Raw genomic sequence first — 18,066 nt, 5'->3', positions numbered from 1 at the left:
TGCTCGTCGTCGGCGCAGATCTCCAGGAAGTGGTTGCCGCCGCCGAGCGTGCCCATCTGCACCTCGGCCCGCTCACGCCGCGCGTGCACGGCCGGGGCCAGGGCGTCGAAGTCCTTCCAGAAGCCCGCCCAGTCGGCGGTCTTCAGGCCGTGCAGCCTCGTCGGATCGACCGGCCGCTTGTGGTGGCCGAACCCGACCGGGACCGCCTGCTCCAGCTTCGAGCGCAGGTATGCCAGGTTGTCGGGCAGGCCGGCGGCCTTGAAGGAGGTCTTCACCGCGGTCATCCCGCAGCCGATGTCCACGCCCACCGCCGCCGGGGAGACCGCGCCGCGCATCGCGACGACCGAACCCACCGTCGCGCCCATCCCGTGGTGCACGTCGGGCATCACCGCGACCCCGTGCACCCAGGGCAGGTCCGCCACGTTGCGCAGCTGCCGCATCACCTCGGGCTCGACCCCGGCCGGATCGGCCCACATGCGGATCGGCGCGCGGCCCCCCAGGACCTCGTTGTACGTCATCCCCGCATCGCCTCCCTCCGGCCGATCAGTCGATGACGACCATGACGCCAGAACCTCATCGTTCTGGCAACCGAATTAAAGGTTCATATCCTTGCTTACCAGCAAAAATGCTTCTGAAGCTTCAGGGCCGCCGGCGTCGCGGTGGACGAGCCGGCCGGCGGCCTGGATGTCGTTGCTGCCGCCGCCCAGGTCGTAGGAGCCGTCGCCCCTCGCGTCGGCCACGGCGATCCCGGTGCCCCGGGCGAGCAGGAGCACGACGGCGACCGCGGCGACGGCGACGGCCGCCGCGAAGGGAGCCTTCGGGGATCGCCCTCCGAGCAGCAGTCCGCCCAGGGCGAAGGCCCCGGCTCCGACCAGCGCCGCCCAGCCCCCCGCGCCGGGAGGCCCCGGCGGGCCGAAGACCAGCAGGCCGGTGGCCAGCAGCAGCGGCACCGGGATCAGGGCGCGGACCCGGGCCGCGCCGAGCCGCTGCGGCCAGCCGCGGACCCCGGTGGCGAGGTCGGCGGGGATGTCGGGCAGCACGTTGGCCAGGTGCGCGCCGCAGCCCAGGAGCGCCGCGGCGAGGACCGCCCACCACGCCGGCCACGGCCGGCCCGGCAGCCCGAGGGTCACGAACGGCGGCAGCGAGCCGAATCCCACCGCGTACGGCAGCCACGACAGCACGGTGGCCTTCAGCCTCAGGTCGTAGGCCCAGGCGGCGGCGACACCGGCGAGGTGGACGGCCCCGGCCGCCAGGCCGGAGGCCAGCGAGAGCGGCACGCAGAGCGCCAGAGCGGCGGCCGCGGCGGTCCACACCGCCCGGACGGTCACCGTGCCGTCGGCGACCGGTTTGCCGGTACGGCCCGCCGCGACGTCCCGTCCGGCGTCCACCGCGTCGTTGCACCAGCCGATGGACAGCTGCCCGGCCAGCACGGCGGCGGCCACCAGGCCGCATCCCGCCGCGTCCCGCCCGGCCGCCGCGGCCAGCGCGGTGACCAGGACCGTGACCGCGGCGGTGGGCCCCGGATGGCAGGCCCGCGCCAGTCCCGGCACGGCCGCCAGGCCGGGCGGCCGCCCCGGGAGCCGGTCGCGGTCGCGGCGCGCATGCCCGCTCGTCGTCACGGACCGATCGTAGGCGGCTCCGGCGCCGCGCCGGCGTCTCGGGCCGCGAGGCATGCCGTACGCGCAGTTGGGCAAGATCCGGATGTCCGCTGTCGGCCGTCGGAAGGCATCCCATCAATGACGCGAATCGCGGCGGTGCGCGGCGCGCTCCCACCCAACCGCCACTCCCAGGCCGAGATCACCGACGCGTTCGCGCGGATGTGCCTGCCCGATGACGCCGACCGCCGGTTGCTGGAGCGCCTGCACGCCTCCGCACGGGTCGAGTTCCGCCATCTGGCGCTCCCCCTCGACCAGTACCCCAAGCTCGACGGCTTCGGGGCGGCCAACGACGTCTTCGTCGAGTCCGCCGTCGAACTGGGGGCCGAGGCGGTCGGCGGCGCGCTGGAGGAGGCCGGGTTCGCGCCGGAGGACGTGGACATGATCATGTTCACCTCGGTGACCGGCATCGCCGCGCCGTCCGTGGACGCCAGGCTGGCCGGCCGCCTCGGGCTGCGCCCCGACGTCAAGCGGGTGCCGGTGTTCGGGCTGGGCTGCGTGGCGGGGGCCGCCGGGATCTCCCGCCTCCACGACTACCTGCGCGGCTGGCCCGGCCACGTGGCCGTGCTGCTGTCGGTCGAGCTGTGCTCCCTGACCCTGCAGCGCGGTGACGCCTCCCCCGCCAACCTGGTGGCCAGCGCGCTGTTCGGCGACGGGGCGACGGCGGTGGTGGCCTGCGGCGGCGAGCGGCGGCCCGAGCCCGGGGGGCCGTCGGTGCTGGCCACCCGGGGCCACCTGTATCCCGGCTCCGAGGGCGTGATGGGCTGGGACGTCCGCGACACCGGCTTCCAGGTGGTGCTCGACGCGAGCGTCCCGGACGTGGTGCGGACCTACCTGGCCGACGACGTGCACGGCTTCCTCGCCGACCACGGCCTGACGGCGGGGGATGTGACGGCCTGGGTGTGCCACCCCGGCGGTCCGAAGGTCCTGGAGGCGGTCGCCGAGACGCTCGGGCTGCCGGACGGCGCGCTGGAGCTCACCTGGCGCTCGCTGGCCGAGGTGGGCAACCTGTCGTCCTCCTCCGTGCTGCACGTCCTGCGCGACACCCTCGCGCTGCGGCCACCGCCGGGCACGCCGGGACTGCTGATCGCGATGGGGCCCGGCTTCTGTTCCGAACTCGTCCTGCTGCGCTGGTAGGGGCCGATGTCGGAGCATCTGTCGTCCTGGTACGTGCTGCTCGTGCTGCTCGTCGCGGCCGAGCGACTCGCCGAGCTGGTCGTCGCGCGCCGCAACACGCGTTGGAGCCTGGCCCGCGGCGGAGTGGTGTCCGGGCGCGGCCACTACCCGTGGATGGTCGCCCTGCACACCGGCCTGCTGGCCGGGTGCCTGCTGGAGGCGGGCCTGGCCGGCCGGCCCCCGGTTCCGGCGCTCGGCTGGCCCATGCTCGCCCTGGTGATCGCCGCGCAGGGGCTGCGCTGGTGGTGCATCGGCGCGCTGGGCCACCGCTGGAACACCCAGGTGATCGTGGTCCCCGGCATGCCGCCGGTGACGCGCGGCCCCTACCGCCTGCTCTGGCTGCGCCACCCCAACTACGTGGCGGTGGCCGTGGAGGGCCTGGCGCTGCCGCTGGTGCACGGCGCCTGGGTCACCGCGGTGACGTTCACCGTGCTGAACGCCGCGCTGATGGTGGTGCGGATCCGGTGCGAGGAGACCGCCCTGGCCTCACTCGCCCCGGTGCCGCCGCCCGGACGGGCCACGGCGTGATCGACGTGCTGGTCGCCGGCGGCGGGCCGGCGGGCCTGGCCACCGCCGTCCACGCGGCGCTGGCCGGGATGGAGGCGGTCGTCGTCGAGCCCCGGCCCGCGCCGGTGGACAAGGCGTGCGGCGAGGGACTGATGCCCAGCGGGGCCGCCGCGCTGCGGTCGCTGGGCGTGGAGGTGGCCGGCCGGCCGCTGCGGGGGATCCGCTACCTGGACGGGCGTCACGGGGTGCAGGCCGAGTTCCGCGACGGCCACGGGCTGGGCGTGCGGCGCACCGCGCTGCACGCCGCGCTGTCGCGGCGGGCGGCCGAGCTGGGGGTGCGGACCGTCCCCGGCAAGGTGGCCGGGGTGCGGCAGGACGGCGACGGGGTGGAGGCGGCGGGGCTGAGGGCCCGCTGGCTGGTGGCCGCCGACGGCCTGCACTCCCCGCTGCGCGCCCAGCTCGGGCTGGAGCTGCCCGACCGCCGCCCGCGCCGCTACGGCCTGCGGCGGCACTACAGGGTCGCGCCCTGGACGGACTTCGTCGAGGTCCACTGGGCCGCCGACGGCGAGGCGTACGTCACCCCGGTGGGCGACGATCTCGTCGGCGTGGCGGTGCTGAGCTCCCGGCGCCGCGGATACCGGGAGCACCTGGCGGATTTCCCGGACCTGCTGGCCCGGCTGGACGGGCCGGCCGCGACCCCGGTGCGCGGCGCCGGGCCGCTGCGCCAGCGGGTGCGCGCCCGGGTCGCCGGGCGGGTGCTGCTGGTCGGCGACGCGGCGGGATACACCGACGCGCTCACCGGCGAGGGGGTGTCGCTGGCACTGCTGTCGGCGCGTGCCCTGGTGCGCTGCCTGCGGGCCGGCGCCCCGCAGTCGTACGAGACGGCCTGGCTGAGGCTGTCACGGCGCCACCGGCTGCTCACCGGGGCCCTGCTGGAGACCCGCCGGCACCGGGCGTCCGCGCGGCTGATCGTCCCCGCGGCCCAGCGGCTGCCCGCCCTGTTCGGCGCGGCGGTGCACGCGCTGGCCTGAGCCCGAGCACCCGGGGTCCGGGGCCGACGACCTGGCGATCCGCGGCCCCCGCACCGACCTCAGGCCCTGGATCAGCGTGTCCAGAGCCTGCTCGAAGTCAGCCTCCGGATCCACGAGGTCTTCGGTCGCCCAGGCCGCGACGGACACCGGCGCCCTGCTGGTGCGGCCCGACGGATACGTGGCCTGGGCGGGCGGGCGCGACAGCCTCGGCGAGACGCTGGCCGCCTGGTTCGGCCCCGCGAGGTGATCCGGACCCCGGACACGCCTCAGCTCGGGGAGGCTCCGTGGACGCGGCTGTGTCTGGCGGCGTAACGTCCCGTCCCGGTGAACCTGGCCCGCCACTCGCCCCCGCGGTGGCCCGCCACGTTCTGGGTGAAGTGGCCCTGCAGGTCGGTCGTGGCCTCGGCCGTCCTGGTCCACCTCTCCTGCGGCGCCGCCCGGTGCAGGATCTCGACGCTCTGGCCGGGGAAGGGGGCGTAGTCCAGATATCCCTGCGGGTCGACCCGGTTCAGCACGCCCTTGACCTCCACCTGCGCCCCCCTCCTGACCGCCTGGACGGCGCTGAACTTCGTCTCGCGCCTCAACCGGAACTCGGCGTACTCGGTGACCGTCTCACCACCGGCTCCCTCGGCGGTCGCGGCGACGGTCCAGCGCCCGGCGGGATACCAGCGGCTCAGCCTCTTGTCCGGCCGGAACCGCCAGGTCTCCCACTCCGTCCCGGCCCGCCCGGCGGACCCCGCCGCCGGCCCGGTCCGCCGTCCCCGGGCGGCGTGGCCCGGGACGACGAGATCGAGCACGGCGGGCGCCGGCCCGGCCTCCTGCGGAGGGGGGACGTACGGCGGGGCGTCCGGCACGGGGATCCGGACGGTCTGTGGTGCCGGACCGGACTCGGCGTCGGCGGGAGCGTCCGTCCCCGGCTCGGGCGGCGCGCCCGGTTCGACGCGGACCGTCACCCCGTCCGGGCTCGCGACCCCGCGCGCCACCACCTCGATCACCAGGCGCACCGTGTCCGACGGCCCGACCACGGGGGCCCCGGGGGTCAGGGTGATGGAGTGGATCGCCAGATCCACGGCGGCGGGCGGCTCGGCCCACGCCGGCGGGACGACGGCCCCCGACGGCACGGCGCCGGCCCCCGCCGCCAGGATTGGAAGAAGGACTCTCATGGTCATGGACAGGACGCTAGGAAAGGCCCGGTAATGACCGAGGAGACGACACACGGCTGATTGGGCAAAGCGCCGCCCGCCCCGCCCGCCGGGCGGGCGCGGGGGCGGGGGCCCTCGCCGGCCGTGCCGCGGACTCAGTCCTCGTACATGCCGTCGATCACCTCGGCGTACTTGGCGTGGATGATCCGGCGCTTGAGTTTCAGGCTCGGGGTGAGCTCCTGGGTCTCGGCCGTCCACTCCACCGGCAGCAGCCGCCAGCGCTTGACCTGCTGGACGCGGGCGAGTTTCCCGTTGGCCTCGGCGACCGCGTCCTCGACGGTCTTGAGGACGTCGGGGTGCTCGGCGAGCTCGGCCAGGGTGCCGAACTCGATGCCGCGCCCCTGCGCCCAGCCGGGGGCGACCTCGCCGTCGAGGGTGAGGACCGCCACCGGGTACGGCCTGCCGTCGCCGTAGGCGAGGGCCTGCCCGATGAGGGGGTGCTCCTTGAGGTAGTTCTCGATGTTGGCCGGTGAGATGTTCTCGCCGCCGGAGGTGATGATGAGCTCCTTCTTCCGGTCGACGATGCGGACGAAGCCGTCCTCGTCGATCGAGCCCACGTCGCCGGTGTGCAGCCAGCCGTCCTCGTCCAGCAGCTCGGCGGTCGCCTCGGGTCTGTTCAGGTAGCCGTGGGCGTTGGCGGGGCTGCGGGTGACGATCTCCCCGTCCTCGGCGATGCGGACCTCGACGCCCGGACCGGCCTGGCCGACCGTGCCGAGCTTGAAGCGGTCGGGGGCGTTGGCGGTGAAGGCGCCCGTCGTCTCGGTCATGCCGTACACGTCGATCACGCGCATGCCGAGGCCGGCGAAGAAGCGCTGGACCTCCAGCGGCATCGGCGCGGCGGCGCTGGCCAGCCAGGCCGCCCTGTCGAGGCCGATCATCGAGCGGATGATCGACAGCAGCGCGGCGTCGGCCTGCTCGTAGGCGGCCTGGACCTCGGGCGACGGCGTCCGCCCGTACTGGCTGGCCTCGACGTGGGCGAGACCGGCGGCCATGGCGGCGCGCACGCTCTCCTGCTGCTCCGGCGGCTGGGTGGCCAGCAGCGCCTGCAGGCGGGCCATCATCTTCTCCCACACGCGCGGGACCCCGAAGAACAGCACCGGCTTGACCTGTCCGAGGACGGCGCCGAGCTGGGCGATGTCGGTGCAGAAGTGGGTGTGGGAGATCTTGAACAGCGGCAGGTAGAGGCTGAGCACCCGCTCGGCGATGTGGGCGTAGGTGAGGTAGGAGATCTGGGTGCCCCTGTCGGGCAGCTCGACCATCCGGCTGGTGGCCACGACCTCGAAGAACACGTTGGCATGGGTCAGCGGCACGCCCTTGGGGTTGCCGGTGGTGCCCGAGGTGTACAGGACCGTCAGGACGTCGTCGGCGGTCACGGCCCGCCAGCGGGCGTCGACCGAGGCGGGGTCGGCGGCGAGCCGCTCGCGCCCCAGGGCGAGGAAGTCGTCCCAGGCGAGGAAGCGGTCACCGGGCGGGGCGCCCTCCAGCATGATGACCTTGCCGATCTCGGGGAGCGCCTCCAGCACCGGCTCCCACCGGGCCAGCTCGGCCGGGCCGCCCAGCACCACGATCCTGGCGCCGACGTCTCCGGCGACGAAGGCCACCTGGTCGGGGGCGAAGGTGGAGTAGACCGAGCACGACATGCCGCCCGCGTGGACGGCGCCCAGGTCGGCCAGGACGTGCTCGCTGCGGTTGACCATCATCAGCGCGACCGCCTCACCCGGCCGCAGCCCGAGGGCGGCGAATCCGGCGGCGATCTCCAGGACCCGCTGCCGGGCCTCGGCGTAGGTCAGGGTGGTCCAGCCCTCGCCGGCCGGATCGGAATAGGCCGGGGCATCGGGGTTGTGCTCCGCCGCCTCCCTCAACTGCGCGCAGACGGTGCGGCCCGCGATCTCCCGCTCGATCGCCGCACGCTCTTCAAGGACACCGGCCATGACGCGCCTCCTGAAAGTGCTCACTTGCATGAGTGGCATGCATCGCACCACACGGCGTTGCCCGGGACAAGACCCTGCCCGTGAGAAGAAAGACCGCAATGCGCAACCTGCCTCACCGCCGCCACGGGGAGCGTACGTAAAGTTAGAACCCGATCACATGTTGACACCGGGGGGTCGCATGACATCGGGGACACAGGCACGTGAGAAAACTTTTTTCGGGCAGCCGCGGGGCCTCGCCACGCTGTTCGGCACCGAGATGTGGGAGCGCTTCAGCTGGTACGGCCTACGGGCCATCCTGGCCACCTTCATGGCCGCCTCCCCCGCCATGGGCGGCCTGGGCCTGACGCAGCAGACCGCCACCGCGATCGTCGGCATCTACGGCGCCCTCATCTATCTGGTGGCGCTGCCCGGCGGCTGGGTGGCCGACCGCGTCCTGGGCGCCCGCAGGGCGGTGCTGTGGGGCGGCTTCATCATCATGTGCGGCCACATCAGCATGGCCGTCCCCGTCAGGACGGGCGTCTTCGTCGCGCTCGGCCTGCTGCTCATCATCATCGGCACCGGGCTGCTGAAGCCGAACATCTCGGCGATGGTCGGCAAGCTCTATCCGGAGGACGACGACGCGCGCAGGGACGCGGGTTTCTCCATCTTCTATCTCGGCATCAACCTCGGCGCCTTCATCGCCCCCGTCGTCGTCGGCTGGCTCGCCGCCGACGGCCGGTGGCACCTGGGCTTCGGCGCCGCGGCGGTCGGCATGGCGCTGGGCCTGGCCCAGTACGTGCTGGGCCGGCCCCACCTCAGGGGCGTGGGCGAGGAGCCCGGCCACCGGCTGACCCCGCAGGAGCACCGGCACTTCGTCCTGGCCTCCCTGGCCGCCGCCGTCGTGGTCGCCGGCGCCCTGGCCGTCTGGATGGCGTCGGGCACCTTCGACCTCGACACCTTCGCGCTCGTGATGACGGCGATCATCGTCGTGGTCCCGGTGGTCTACTTCGCCTACGTGCTGTTCGGCAGCCACAGCCTGACCGAGGACGAGCGGATCCGGCTGAAGGCCTACATCTGGCTGTTCATCGCCGCCGCCGTCTTCTGGATGATCTACGACCTGGCGCCGACCGTGCTGCTGTTCTTCGCCCAGGACAAGACCGACCTGTCGCTGTTCGGCGTCCGGATCACGGCCGCGACCACGCAGTCGTTCAACCCGCTGTTCATCATGATCTTCGTGCCGGTCTTCGCCGCGCTCTGGATCAAGCTGGGCAACCGGGTGACCGCTCCGCAGAAGTTCGCCTTCGCGCTGTTCATGATCGCCCTGAGCTTCGTGGTCATGGCCCTGGCCGCCAGGTCCGCCGCGGGCGGGAGGATCTCGGTGTGGTGGCTGGTGCTGGTCTACCTCATCCAGGTCTTCGGCGAGCTGTCGCTGAGCCCGGTCGGGCTCTCGGTCACCGCCAAGCTCGCCCCCCAGGCGTTCAAGGGGCAGATGCTCGGGGTGTGGTTCATCGCCGTCTCGGTGGGCGACGCCGTGGGCGGGCAGACCGCCCGGCTGAAGAACTACCTGTCGGATCCCGCGTACTTCCTGACGCTCGCGGCGATCGCCGTCGTGGCGGGCCTGGCGCTGCTGGCGTCCGTCGGCAGGCTCCGCGTCATGATGCGCGAGCACCACGACGCCGCGGGGGCCGGGCCCCCGTCACATCAAAGGTGAATCACATAGAGCCGGTCATGGGATGATTTACTCGTGAACCAGGTGCTCGACCTCGTCGGAATCTTCGTCTTCGCTCTCTCCGGTGCCCTCGTGGGCGTCCGCAAGCGGCTGGACGTGGTGGGCATGGCGGTGCTCGCCGAGATGACGGCGCTGGGCGGCGGGATCCTGCGCGACCTGATCCTCAACGTACGGCCGGCCGCCTTCTTCAGCATCGGCTACGTGCTCGTGCCGGTCGCCGCCACGGTGATCGTTTTCTTCTGGCATCCGCACGTGCAGCGGGTGATGCCCGCGGTGGACGTGCTCGACGCGGCGGGTCTGGGCCTGTTCTGCGCGGTCGGCACCGAGAAGGCGATGAACGTCGGGCTCAGCCCGCTGCACGGGGCCCTGCTCGGGGTCACCACGGCGGTCGGCGGCGGCGTCCTGCGCGACGTCCTCGCCGGCCAGATCCCGAGCCTGCTCTACGACCGCCAGCTCTACGCGGTGCCCGCCATGCTGGGCTCGGCGGTCATGGCCGCGCTCTACACCCTCGACCTGCACGGCTGGCCCGCGACGCTGGCCGCCGCCGTGCTCGCCTTCGGGCTGCGCATCGCGGCCATGCGGCTGCGGCTGCGCGCCCCGCTGGCCAGGGGGGTCACCTCCGAGTAGACCTCACAGCGCGGGGGTGAGCGGCCGGGCGGGACGGGTGCCGTAGGGGCCTCTGATCCTGGCCTCGGCGATGCGGTCCACCGCTTCGGTGAGGATCTGCGGGGGCTGGGTGAAGGGCAGGCGGAGCCGGCTCTCCAGCGTGCCGTCCACGCCGAACCAGGTGCCGGGGGCGAGCCGTACGCCGTGACAGGCCGCCGCGTCGGCCAGCGAGGTGGCCGAGGGGCTCTCCAGCCGCACCCAGAGCGAGCCGCCGCCCTTGGGCACCGTGAAGCTCCACTCGGGCATCCGCTCCGTCACCGCGGCCACCAGGGCCTCCCTGGACGCGCGCAGGGTCCGGCGGCGCTCGGCCCTGGTCTCCTCGATGTCCTCGAACAGCCTCGTCACGACCAGCTGCTCGAAGACCGGGCTGGCGATGTCCACGCCCGCGCGGAGCACGGCCAGGCTGCGGACCATGGCGGCGGTGGCGCGGATCCAGCCGATGCGCAGCCCGCCCCACCACAGCTTGGACGCCGACCCGATGGTGATCACCCGCCCGTCGGTGTCGAATGCGGCCAGCGGCGGCGCCGCGGGCACGTCGTCGATCGCCAGCTCGTGCCAGGTCTCGTCCACGATGAGCGTGGCGCCGTACTTCCTGGCCGCGCCGGCCAGGCCGGCCCGCGTGGCGTCGTCCATCAGGTGGCCGGTCGGGTTCTGGAAGTCGGGGATCACATAGGCGAGGCGGGCGGCCGACTGGCGCATCGCGCAGGTCAGCAGGTCCAGGTGCCAGCCGTCGTCGGGGACGCCGACCGGGACGATCCGGGCGCCGCGCGCCCTGGCCACGTCCATCGCGTGCGGGTAAGTGGGCGACTCCATCAGGAACGCGTCACCGGCCGGCAGCAGCATCTCGGCCACCAGGTGGAGCGCGTGCTGGGCGCCCGAGGTGACCAGGATCTGCTCGGGCCGGGTGGCCAGCCCCCGCTCGGTGTAGCGGGCCGCGATGGCCTGGCGCAGCGGCGCGATCCCGAGCGGGCCGTAGCCGATGCCGAGCGCGTGGCGCCGGTAGTGCTCGGCGGCGAAGTCGATCGCCGCGGGGAGCGCCGCGGGCGCGAGCGGGGCGGCGGCGTGCAGCGGCAGCAGCCCGTCGTCGTTGGCGGCGATCCACGGGTTCTCCGCGCCCATCGAGCCCGGGTCGGGCAGCGCGGTCCAGCTCCCCGCCCCCTGCCTGCTCTCCAGATATCCCTGCTCGCGCAGCCGGTCGTAGGCCGCCGTCACGGTCGTCCGGCTGACGCTCAGTGCCTCGGCGAGGTGCCGCTCGGCCGGCATGCGCATCCGCACCGGCAGCCGCCCGTCGAGGATCAGCGACCGCACGGCCTGGGCAAGCGCGCTGTAATAGGGCCTGGTGTCGGGGGCGATCGCCACCAGGCGGGCGAGCTGGGGTCCGCTCAGATACCGGTCCAAGCCAACCACTATAAGACCACTTTTCATGATTGGCTCTTTTTTGGGCGGCCAATGGCCTGGACGATTAAGGCCATCATGAGTGAAATTTCCCTTCCCGCCCTCGGTTCCATCCCCAGCCGGCTCACGCGCCTGTACGCGGGCCTGGCGCTCTACGGCGTCGGGATCGGCCTGCAGATCGAGTCGCACCTCGGCGGCAGCCCCTGGGACGTCTTCCACCAGGGACTGTCCATCCACATGGGACTGTCCATCGGCACCTGGATCATCCTGGTGGGGGCCCTGGTCATGCTGCTGTGGATCCCGCTCAAGCAGAAGCCGGGGATCGGCACCATCAGCAACGTCGTCTTCCTCGGCGTGTTCGCCGACGTCGCCATGTGGCTGGCCCCGACCCCGGAGCCGCTGGCCGTCCGCTGGGCCTACCTGCTGCTCGGCGTCGTCGCCACCGCCGCCGCGACCGGCCTCTACATCGGCGCGGGCCTCGGTCCTGGCCCGCGCGACGGCCTGATGACCGGCCTCAACCGCCTCGGCCTGTCCATCCGCGCGGCCCGCACGCTCATCGAGGTCACGGCGCTGGCCGTCGGCTGGCTGCTCGGCGGCACCGTGGGCGTCGGCACGGTGGTCTTCGCTCTCGCGATCGGGCCGCTGACCCAGTTCTTCATGCCCCGGATGCGGCCCGGAGGCTGATCGGCGGCCGGCGGAGGTATTGAGGTATTAGCGTCAAGCACATGCGGATCGAGGATTACGCTCTCATCGGAGACATGCAGTCGGCCGCCCTGATCGGGCGGGACGGCGCGATCGACTGGCTCTGCCTGCCCCGTTTCGACTCGCCGGCGTGCTTCGCGGCGCTGCTCGGCGACAAGCAGAACGGGCAGTGGTGGCTCGGCCCGGCCGACGCCGGGCGGCCCGCCGCCACCCGGCGGCACTACAGGGGCGAGTCCCTGGTGCTGGAGAGCGAATGGGACACCCCGGGCGGCACCGTCCGGGTGATCGACTTCATGCCCGCGCGGCAGACCAACCCCGACCTGGTCAGGATCGTGGAAGGCGTGTCGGGCACGGTGGAGATGGCCACCGAGATCCGCATCCGCTTCGACTACGGCCGGATCGTGCCCTGGGTGCGCCGCAGCGACGGCCTGCTGCAGGCCATCGGCGGGCCCGACTCGGCGTGGCTGCACTCCCCCGTCCCCCTGCAGGGCGGCGACTACGCGCACCGGGCGAGGTTCCGGGTCTCGGCCGGCGAGCGCCTGGCGTTCGTGTTCACCTGGCACCCCTCGCACGAGCCCAGGCCGGTCGAGATCGACCCCCTGGAGCAGCTGACCGAGACCGAGTCGCTGTGGGCCGAGTGGGTGGCGGAGTGCACCTACCAGGGCCCGTGGCGCGAGGCCGTGGTCCGCTCCCTCATCACGCTCAAGGCGCTCACCTACGAGCCCACCGGCGGCATCGTCGCCGCCCCCACCACCTCCCTGCCCGAGGACCTCGGCGGAGTGCGCAACTGGGACTACCGCTTCTGCTGGCTGCGCGACGCCACCATGACACTTGAGGCCCTCATCGGCGGCGGGTTCCTGGGCGAGGCCCGTGCCTGGCGGGCGTGGCTGCTGCGGGCGATCGCGGGGCGCGCGCAGGACCTGCAGATCATGTACAGCGTGTCGGGTGAGCGCCGGCTGCCGGAGCTGGAGCTCGACTGGCTGCCCGGCTACGAGGGCTCCGGACCGGTCCGGATCGGCAACGGCGCGGTCAACCAGCTCCAGCTGGACGTCTACGGGGAGGTGATGAACGCCCTGTACCTGTCGCGCGTGTCGGGCATGGAGCCGGACGAACGGGCCTGGACCATCCAGCGCGAGCTCGTCGGATACGTGGAAGAGCACTGGGACGAGCCCGACGAGGGACTGTGGGAGGTCCGCGGCCCGCGCCGCCACTTCACCCACTCCAAGGTGATGTGCTGGGTGGCCCTGGACCGGGCGGTCAAGCAGGTGGAGAGCTTCGGCCGCACCGGCCCGGTGGAGCGCTGGAAGGAGCTGCGCGACCGGATCCACGCCGAGGTCTGCGACAAGGGATTCGACGGGGCGCGCAACACCTTCACCCAGTCGTACGGCTCGCCGGAGCTGGACGCCTCCCTGCTGCTGATCCCGATCGTCGGCTTCCTGCCGCCGGACGACCCGCGCGTGGTCGGCACGGTGGAGGCGGTCCAGCGCGAGCTGCTGGTCGACGGCTTCCTGCTGCGCTACCCGGTGGCCGCCGACAACGACGTGGACGGCCTGCCCGGCGGTGAGGGCGCCTTCCTGGCGTGCAGCTTCTGGCTGGCCGAGGCGCTGGCGATGATCGGCCGCAAGGACGAGGCCGTGAAGCTGTTCGAGCGCCTGCTGAGCCTGCGCAACGACGTCGGCCTGCTCGCCGAGGAGTACGACCCCCGCTACGGCCGCATGGTCGGCAACTTCCCGCAGGCGTTCAGCCACGTGCCGCTGATCCACACCGCCCGCGCGCTGAGCTGAGGCGGCGCCGCGGGACCCGCCGGGCGCGGGCCCGGCGGGAAATCTCCGGTCCCGGTGTAACAATCCGTCGCGGCCGCCACTCTCCGCTGACGAACACCACTCGAAAGGATCGGACAATGAGCGATTTCGACGTGACCTCCACGGACCTGGTCGACTACGACGGCGACGGCGGCACCGACACCCAGCTGATCGACTACGACGGCGACGGCTACGCCGACGAGGAGCGTCACGACGTCGACGGTGACGGCGTGACCGACATCGTCTACCTCGACAACGACGGCGACGGATACGTCGACGAGGCCCGGGTCGACTACGACGGCGACGGGGTCTCCGACTACACCCAGACCCAGGGCCCCTTCCCGACCGCCTGATCACACGTATCGGCAGGGCCCGTGTGATCTCACCAGGAGGGGAACCCGGACCAGGGTCACACGGGCCGCCGACGAGGAAGGCGACCGATGACAGACCGACGCGCGCTCCTGCCCCTGCTGCTCCTGGCCTGCCTGGCGGTGACAGGCTGCGGCCAGGTGGCAGGGACCGGCGGGCAGCCGGTCGGCGCCGTGGCGCCGCCGTCCCGGGCGGACGGCGGCGCGGACGGAGACGGCGGCCGGCTTCCGCGGACCGGAGATCAGCGGGTCGGCCCCGGCACGGCGGGGACCACGGGCGGCCTCGGCCCCGGCGGTGCATGGACGGTGGGCGGGCTCGGCCCGCTGCCGCTGGGGCTGGCGGCGGCCGGAGTCCTCGCCGCGACCGGCGCGGGGCTCCTCCTGTGGCGGCGGAGCAGGCGCCCCGGCCCCGCTCAGGGACCGTGGCAGGGTGGGCCCGGCCTCCCGGAGCCCCCCGGCTCGGCGTTCCCGCCCGCCGGGAGCACTCCATCGGCGCCCCGGGCACCCGTCATGCCGCCCGCCGTACCGTCGTCGCCCGTGGCAGCGCAGGCGCCGGCCATGCCGCCCGCAGCACCGCAGACGCCCGCGCAGACGCCGGGCGCCGTACCGTCGCCGCCCGTGGCGGCACAGGCGCCGGCCACCGGAGCGCACCCGCCGCCCGGGGATCCGGGGGCTTCCAGCGGGCCGCCGCGGGCCGCCCGGGCTCAGAGCGCCTCCGACCCGCTGGCGGACGCGCTGGCCGAGGTCGCCGGGAGCGGGATCAGCCAGGCGCTCACCCAGCAGGTGGAGCGCCTGTTCGCCGGGGGCCCTCCGGGGCGTGCCGCCCTGGTGGAGGCGTGCATCGGCTGCCGGGACCAGATCGCCGAGCGACATCCCCGGCTGGCCGGCACGCTGCTGGACGGGCTGAACCGGGCCGGCGTCCGGGAGATCGTCGCGGACGGGCAGCGCTTCGACCCGCGTGTCCACGAGGCGTTCGGCACCGAGCCGACCGAGCGGCCGGAGCTGCACGACGTCGTCGCGGAGACCGTCAAGCGCGGGTATGCCGACGGCGACCGGGTGATCCGCGTGCCGCAGGTCGCCGTCTACCGTCACGGGCCGCCCGGCGCGGGGACGGCGCCGTGAGGGGCTCAGCCGGCGGCCAGCCCCGTCTGGAGCCGCCGCCTGGCCCGCAGGATCCAGACTCTCACCGTGTTGAGCGGCACTTCCATCGAGGCCGCCACCTGTTCGTAGGTGAGCCCGCCCGCCCACAGCAGCAGTGCCTCCCGGTGGGAGGCCGGCAGCGTGGCCAGCGCCCGGCGCAGGTCGGCCAGCTGGGCGACGACGTCCTCGAAGGGGGCGGCGACCAACGACTCCTCGGTCACCTCGGCGAAGAACACCCCGGCGGGCGAGCGGCGCCGGACCACCGCGTGGGCGGCGTTGCGCGCGATGACGACGACCCAGGCCCGGAAGGACGCCCTGCCCTCGAAGGCGGCCAGCCCCCGCCAGGCGGCGAGCTGTGTCTCCTGCAGCGCGTCGAGCGCGTCGGCCCGGTTTCCGGTCAGGTGATAACAGACGCCGAAGGCCTGGCGCCGCACACTCGACCACAGCTCGGCGAAGGCGGGCTCGTCACCCGCCCGCGCGGCGGCGACGAGAAGACTTTCGTCCTCGACGGTACTGCTCAGCGACGCGCTCGTCATCGGTCACACATCCTCCCGGGGTGGAAATCAGCCAATGACACCACGTCGAACGATCACCCGGTATGAGGTAAGTCGTCATGATATTGGACCGTGACAATTCGGGGTCCGGATCGCCCGGGAAGGAGTCAGACGACCTGACTGAACTGCGTCGACTCCTCTTCGAGGCGGTCCCCGGCCCGACGGAGGAGGAACACCGGAACATGCTCGAACAGACGTTCTCGTCGGACAGGGCGGACCTCTCCCTGCTGCCCGGCCCGGGCGCCCTCACCCACGGCGGATCCGGCCCGGCCGGCGTGGACGCGCCGCAGGACACCCCGGACGGTCCGGACGGCGTGGACGCGCCGCAGGACGCCCCGGACGGTCCGGACGGCGTGGACGCGCCGCGGGGCGCCCCGGACGGCTCAGGCGGCTCAGGCGGCCCTGCGGACGGCTCGGGCAGCCCGGACGACGGTCCGGTGGACGGCTCGGGCAGCCCGGACGGCTCAGGCGGTCCGGTGGACGGCGCCGGGGACGGCCGGACCCCGCGCTCCGGCGGTGACGCGTGACCGCCGGCCCGGTGGAGCTGCTGCGCCGCCTGTGCGAGACCACCTCGGCCAGGCTGGCCGGGGCGGAGCTGCGCGGACGGGTCGAGCAGGTGCGCGCCGGCCTCGACGCGCCGCTGCGGGTGGCCGTGGCCGGCGCGGTGAGCAGCGGGAAGTCCACTCTGGTGAACGCGCTGCTGGGGCTGCCCGTCGCCCCGGTGGACGCCGGCGAGTGCACCTTCGTGGTCACCCAGTACGAGTACGGCGAGGACGACGGCCTCGTCACCGCCGAGCTCACCGACGGCGGGGTGGCCCACTCACGGCTGCTGCCCGGCCACCGGCTCCCCGCCGATCTCGGCGTGGACGTGGCCCGGATCCGGCGCCTGCGCGTCACCCTGGACCTGCCGTCGCTGCGCACGGTCACCATCATCGACACCCCCGGCATGAACACGGTGACGGCCGCCAACGAGCAGGCCGCCCGGAGCATGCTGTTCGGCTCCGGCGAGGAGGACGACCGCGCGCAGGCGATGATCTATGTGCTGCGCTATGTCCAGAAATTTGATGACACCACCCTCGCGGAGTTCCGCGGCCTCACCGGCGCGTGCGGCATGAGCTGCGTCAACACCCTCGCCGTACTGGGCCAGGTCGACCGGCGCGGCGACGAGGACGACCCCTGGCCGACCGCCCGGCGGCTGGCCGCCAAGGGGTACCAGGACCTGCGCACCTCCGTCTTCGACGTGGTCCCGGTGATCGGCCTGCTGGCCGAGACCGCGCGCGCGTGCCCGCTGGAGACCGACGAGTTCAAGGCCCTGTCGCGGCTGGCCGAACTCGACGAGGACGACCTGGAGGACTACCTCCTCGACCTGAACGACTTCCGCTCGGCGCCCGACCTGCCGATCCCGGCCGAAGTACGGCACCGCCTGGTGGAGCGGCTGCACCGCTACGGCATCGCCACAGCGGTCGGCGCGCTGCGGCGGGGCGAGGCCGCCGACCCCGCGGCGCTCTCGGCCCACCTGCTGGAACGTTCGGGATACTCCTCGGCGGGACGGGCCGCGACCGGCTCCGTGGCGGCGGGCCTCGCCCATTTCGCCCGCCGTGCCGACCAGCTGAAGGCGCTCGACGCCCTGACCCGGCTCCGCCGGATCGCCCGCTCGCCCGTGCTGGGCTCCGACCGCTCGGCCCTGGACGCGCTGGCGGCCCAGCTCGACGAGGACCGGCCGATCGCGACCGCCCTCGGCGGCCTGCGGATCTTCAGCGCGGCGGAGGCCCTCGGCCGGGGGACGCTGGTGCTGGACGAGGAGATGACCGCCGAGCTCCTCCGCCTGGCCCGCCACGACGACCCCGCCGGGCAGCTCGGTCTGCCCGCCGGAGCCTCCCGGGAGGAGATCGCCGCCGCGGCCACGGCGGCGGCGATGCGCTGGCGCAGGCTCGCCATGATGAGCGAGGGGCGCACCGCCGGGCATCGGGCCAGGGACGTGCTGACCGTGCTGGAGGACCTCGTCTCGGCCGCCCTGGACGCGGCCCCGGACGGCGAGCGGGGACCGGCCGGCGCGGCGGGCGACGGCCCGCTCCCCCCGATCCCCGTGGACCCCGCCGTGGTCGAGGCGCTGTGCTCCTCCCCGATGGTCCCGGCCGGCGACCGGCGGGCCACCCTGACCGCGTGGGAAGTCGCCGCCCAGCAGTTCCAGCCCAAGACCCGCAAGTGGGCCACCCCGGGGGCGATGGC

Annotated in this window: 18 protein-coding genes; 12 read left to right on the top strand and 6 right to left on the bottom strand. The window is 73.7% G+C overall.

Translation table 11 applies throughout. The features are described from left to right. Together ACWDS7_RS35370 and ACWDS7_RS35365 are read right to left on the bottom strand one after the other, a co-directional pair. Window positions 1-518, bottom strand: a 518-nt coding sequence (locus ACWDS7_RS35370; RefSeq protein WP_451932800.1) for an RtcB family protein, incomplete at its 3' end; no start/stop codon positions are given. A gap of 75 nt (window positions 519-593) precedes the next feature. After that, a complete protein-coding gene (locus tag ACWDS7_RS35365) occupies window positions 594-1,619 on the bottom strand; it encodes a UbiA family prenyltransferase (RefSeq protein ID WP_451932799.1) in 1,026 nt (341 codons plus the stop codon). 117 nt (window positions 1,620-1,736) lie between these two features. Between ACWDS7_RS35365 and ACWDS7_RS35360 the strand changes: the two genes are divergently transcribed. The 4 genes from ACWDS7_RS35360 to ACWDS7_RS35345 all read left to right on the top strand — a co-directional run bounded on the left by ACWDS7_RS35360 (window position 1,737) and on the right by ACWDS7_RS35345 (window position 4,616). Beyond that, window positions 1,737-2,792, top strand: a complete 1,056-nt coding sequence (locus ACWDS7_RS35360; RefSeq protein WP_306868966.1) for a type III polyketide synthase — start codon at window positions 1,737-1,739, stop codon at window positions 2,790-2,792. A 6-nt stretch (window positions 2,793-2,798) separates the two neighbouring features. Next, the gene (locus ACWDS7_RS35355; protein WP_451932798.1) at window positions 2,799-3,359 is read left to right on the top strand and encodes an isoprenylcysteine carboxyl methyltransferase family protein; all 561 of its coding nucleotides are present in this window, start codon (window positions 2,799-2,801) and stop codon (window positions 3,357-3,359) included. After that, window positions 3,356-4,369 carry an NAD(P)/FAD-dependent oxidoreductase gene (locus ACWDS7_RS35350; RefSeq protein WP_451932797.1) on the top strand — a complete coding sequence of 338 codons (1,014 nt, stop codon included), beginning with the start codon at window positions 3,356-3,358 and terminating at the stop codon, window positions 4,367-4,369. The genes ACWDS7_RS35355 and ACWDS7_RS35350 overlap by 4 nt, the downstream gene beginning before the upstream one ends. Window positions 4,370-4,445: 76 nt before the next feature. Next, window positions 4,446-4,616 carry an aromatic-ring hydroxylase C-terminal domain-containing protein gene (locus tag ACWDS7_RS35345; RefSeq protein ID WP_451932796.1) on the top strand — a complete coding sequence of 57 codons (171 nt, stop codon included), beginning with the start codon at window positions 4,446-4,448 and terminating at the stop codon, window positions 4,614-4,616. 19 nt (window positions 4,617-4,635) lie between these two features. On the opposite strand, the gene ACWDS7_RS35340 is transcribed toward ACWDS7_RS35345, so the two are convergent. Both ACWDS7_RS35340 and ACWDS7_RS35335 read right to left on the bottom strand, forming a co-directional pair. Next, a complete protein-coding gene (locus ACWDS7_RS35340; RefSeq protein WP_451932795.1) occupies window positions 4,636-5,538 on the bottom strand; it encodes a hypothetical protein in 903 nt (300 codons plus the stop codon). A gap of 128 nt (window positions 5,539-5,666) precedes the next feature. Beyond that, the gene (locus ACWDS7_RS35335; RefSeq protein WP_451932794.1) at window positions 5,667-7,502 is read right to left on the bottom strand and encodes an AMP-dependent synthetase/ligase; all 1,836 of its coding nucleotides are present in this window, start codon (window positions 7,500-7,502) and stop codon (window positions 5,667-5,669) included. A 178-nt stretch (window positions 7,503-7,680) separates the two neighbouring features. Between ACWDS7_RS35335 and ACWDS7_RS35330 the strand changes: the two genes are divergently transcribed. Next, the gene (locus ACWDS7_RS35330) at window positions 7,681-9,192 is read left to right on the top strand and encodes a peptide MFS transporter (protein WP_451932793.1); all 1,512 of its coding nucleotides are present in this window, start codon (window positions 7,681-7,683) and stop codon (window positions 9,190-9,192) included. Window positions 9,193-9,225: 33 nt separating this feature from the next. After that, window positions 9,226-9,837 (top strand): trimeric intracellular cation channel family protein, encoded by a 612-nt coding sequence (locus ACWDS7_RS35325; RefSeq protein ID WP_306868950.1) that lies wholly within the window; start codon window positions 9,226-9,228, stop codon window positions 9,835-9,837. Window positions 9,838-9,840: 3 nt separating this feature from the next. Here ACWDS7_RS35325 and yczR read toward each other — a convergent pair whose 3' ends face one another. Continuing rightward, window positions 9,841-11,301, bottom strand: a complete 1,461-nt coding sequence (yczR, locus tag ACWDS7_RS35320) for a MocR-like transcription factor YczR (RefSeq protein WP_451932792.1) — start codon at window positions 11,299-11,301, stop codon at window positions 9,841-9,843. Window positions 11,302-11,349: 48 nt separating this feature from the next. Here yczR and yczE point away from each other — a divergent pair, with 48 nt between their 5' ends. The 4 genes from yczE (at window position 11,350) to grpE (ending at window position 15,265) form a co-directional block, all read left to right on the top strand. Further along, the gene (gene yczE / locus ACWDS7_RS35315) at window positions 11,350-11,955 is read left to right on the top strand and encodes a membrane protein YczE (RefSeq protein ID WP_306868945.1); all 606 of its coding nucleotides are present in this window, start codon (window positions 11,350-11,352) and stop codon (window positions 11,953-11,955) included. A 41-nt stretch (window positions 11,956-11,996) separates the two neighbouring features. After that, the gene (locus ACWDS7_RS35310; protein WP_451932791.1) at window positions 11,997-13,757 is read left to right on the top strand and encodes a glycoside hydrolase family 15 protein; all 1,761 of its coding nucleotides are present in this window, start codon (window positions 11,997-11,999) and stop codon (window positions 13,755-13,757) included. Between the two features lie 116 nt (window positions 13,758-13,873). Then, window positions 13,874-14,128, top strand: a complete 255-nt coding sequence (locus ACWDS7_RS35305; RefSeq protein ID WP_451932790.1) for a hypothetical protein — start codon at window positions 13,874-13,876, stop codon at window positions 14,126-14,128. 87 nt (window positions 14,129-14,215) lie between these two features. Continuing rightward, window positions 14,216-15,265, top strand: coding sequence for a nucleotide exchange factor GrpE (grpE, locus tag ACWDS7_RS35300; protein WP_451932789.1), 1,050 nt, complete (start codon window positions 14,216-14,218; stop codon window positions 15,263-15,265). 5 nt (window positions 15,266-15,270) lie between these two features. On the opposite strand, the gene ACWDS7_RS35295 is transcribed toward grpE, so the two are convergent. Continuing rightward, window positions 15,271-15,819 (bottom strand): RNA polymerase sigma factor, encoded by a 549-nt coding sequence (locus ACWDS7_RS35295; protein ID WP_451932788.1) that lies wholly within the window; start codon window positions 15,817-15,819, stop codon window positions 15,271-15,273. 200 nt (window positions 15,820-16,019) lie between these two features. On the opposite strand from ACWDS7_RS35295, the gene ACWDS7_RS35290 reads away from it, so the two are divergent. Together ACWDS7_RS35290 and ACWDS7_RS35285 are read left to right on the top strand one after the other, a co-directional pair. Beyond that, window positions 16,020-16,364, top strand: a complete 345-nt coding sequence (locus ACWDS7_RS35290) for a hypothetical protein (protein WP_451932787.1) — start codon at window positions 16,020-16,022, stop codon at window positions 16,362-16,364. Then, window positions 16,361-18,066 (top strand): dynamin family protein (locus ACWDS7_RS35285; protein WP_451932786.1); only part of this gene is annotated, 1,706 nt, incomplete at its 3' end. The genes ACWDS7_RS35290 and ACWDS7_RS35285, both read left to right, overlap by 4 nt.

This window comes from Streptosporangium sp. NPDC003464 (assembly GCF_053588315.1).
Note: the sequence above shows the minus strand (reverse complement) of the source record. Positions and strands in the feature narration are given on the sequence as shown.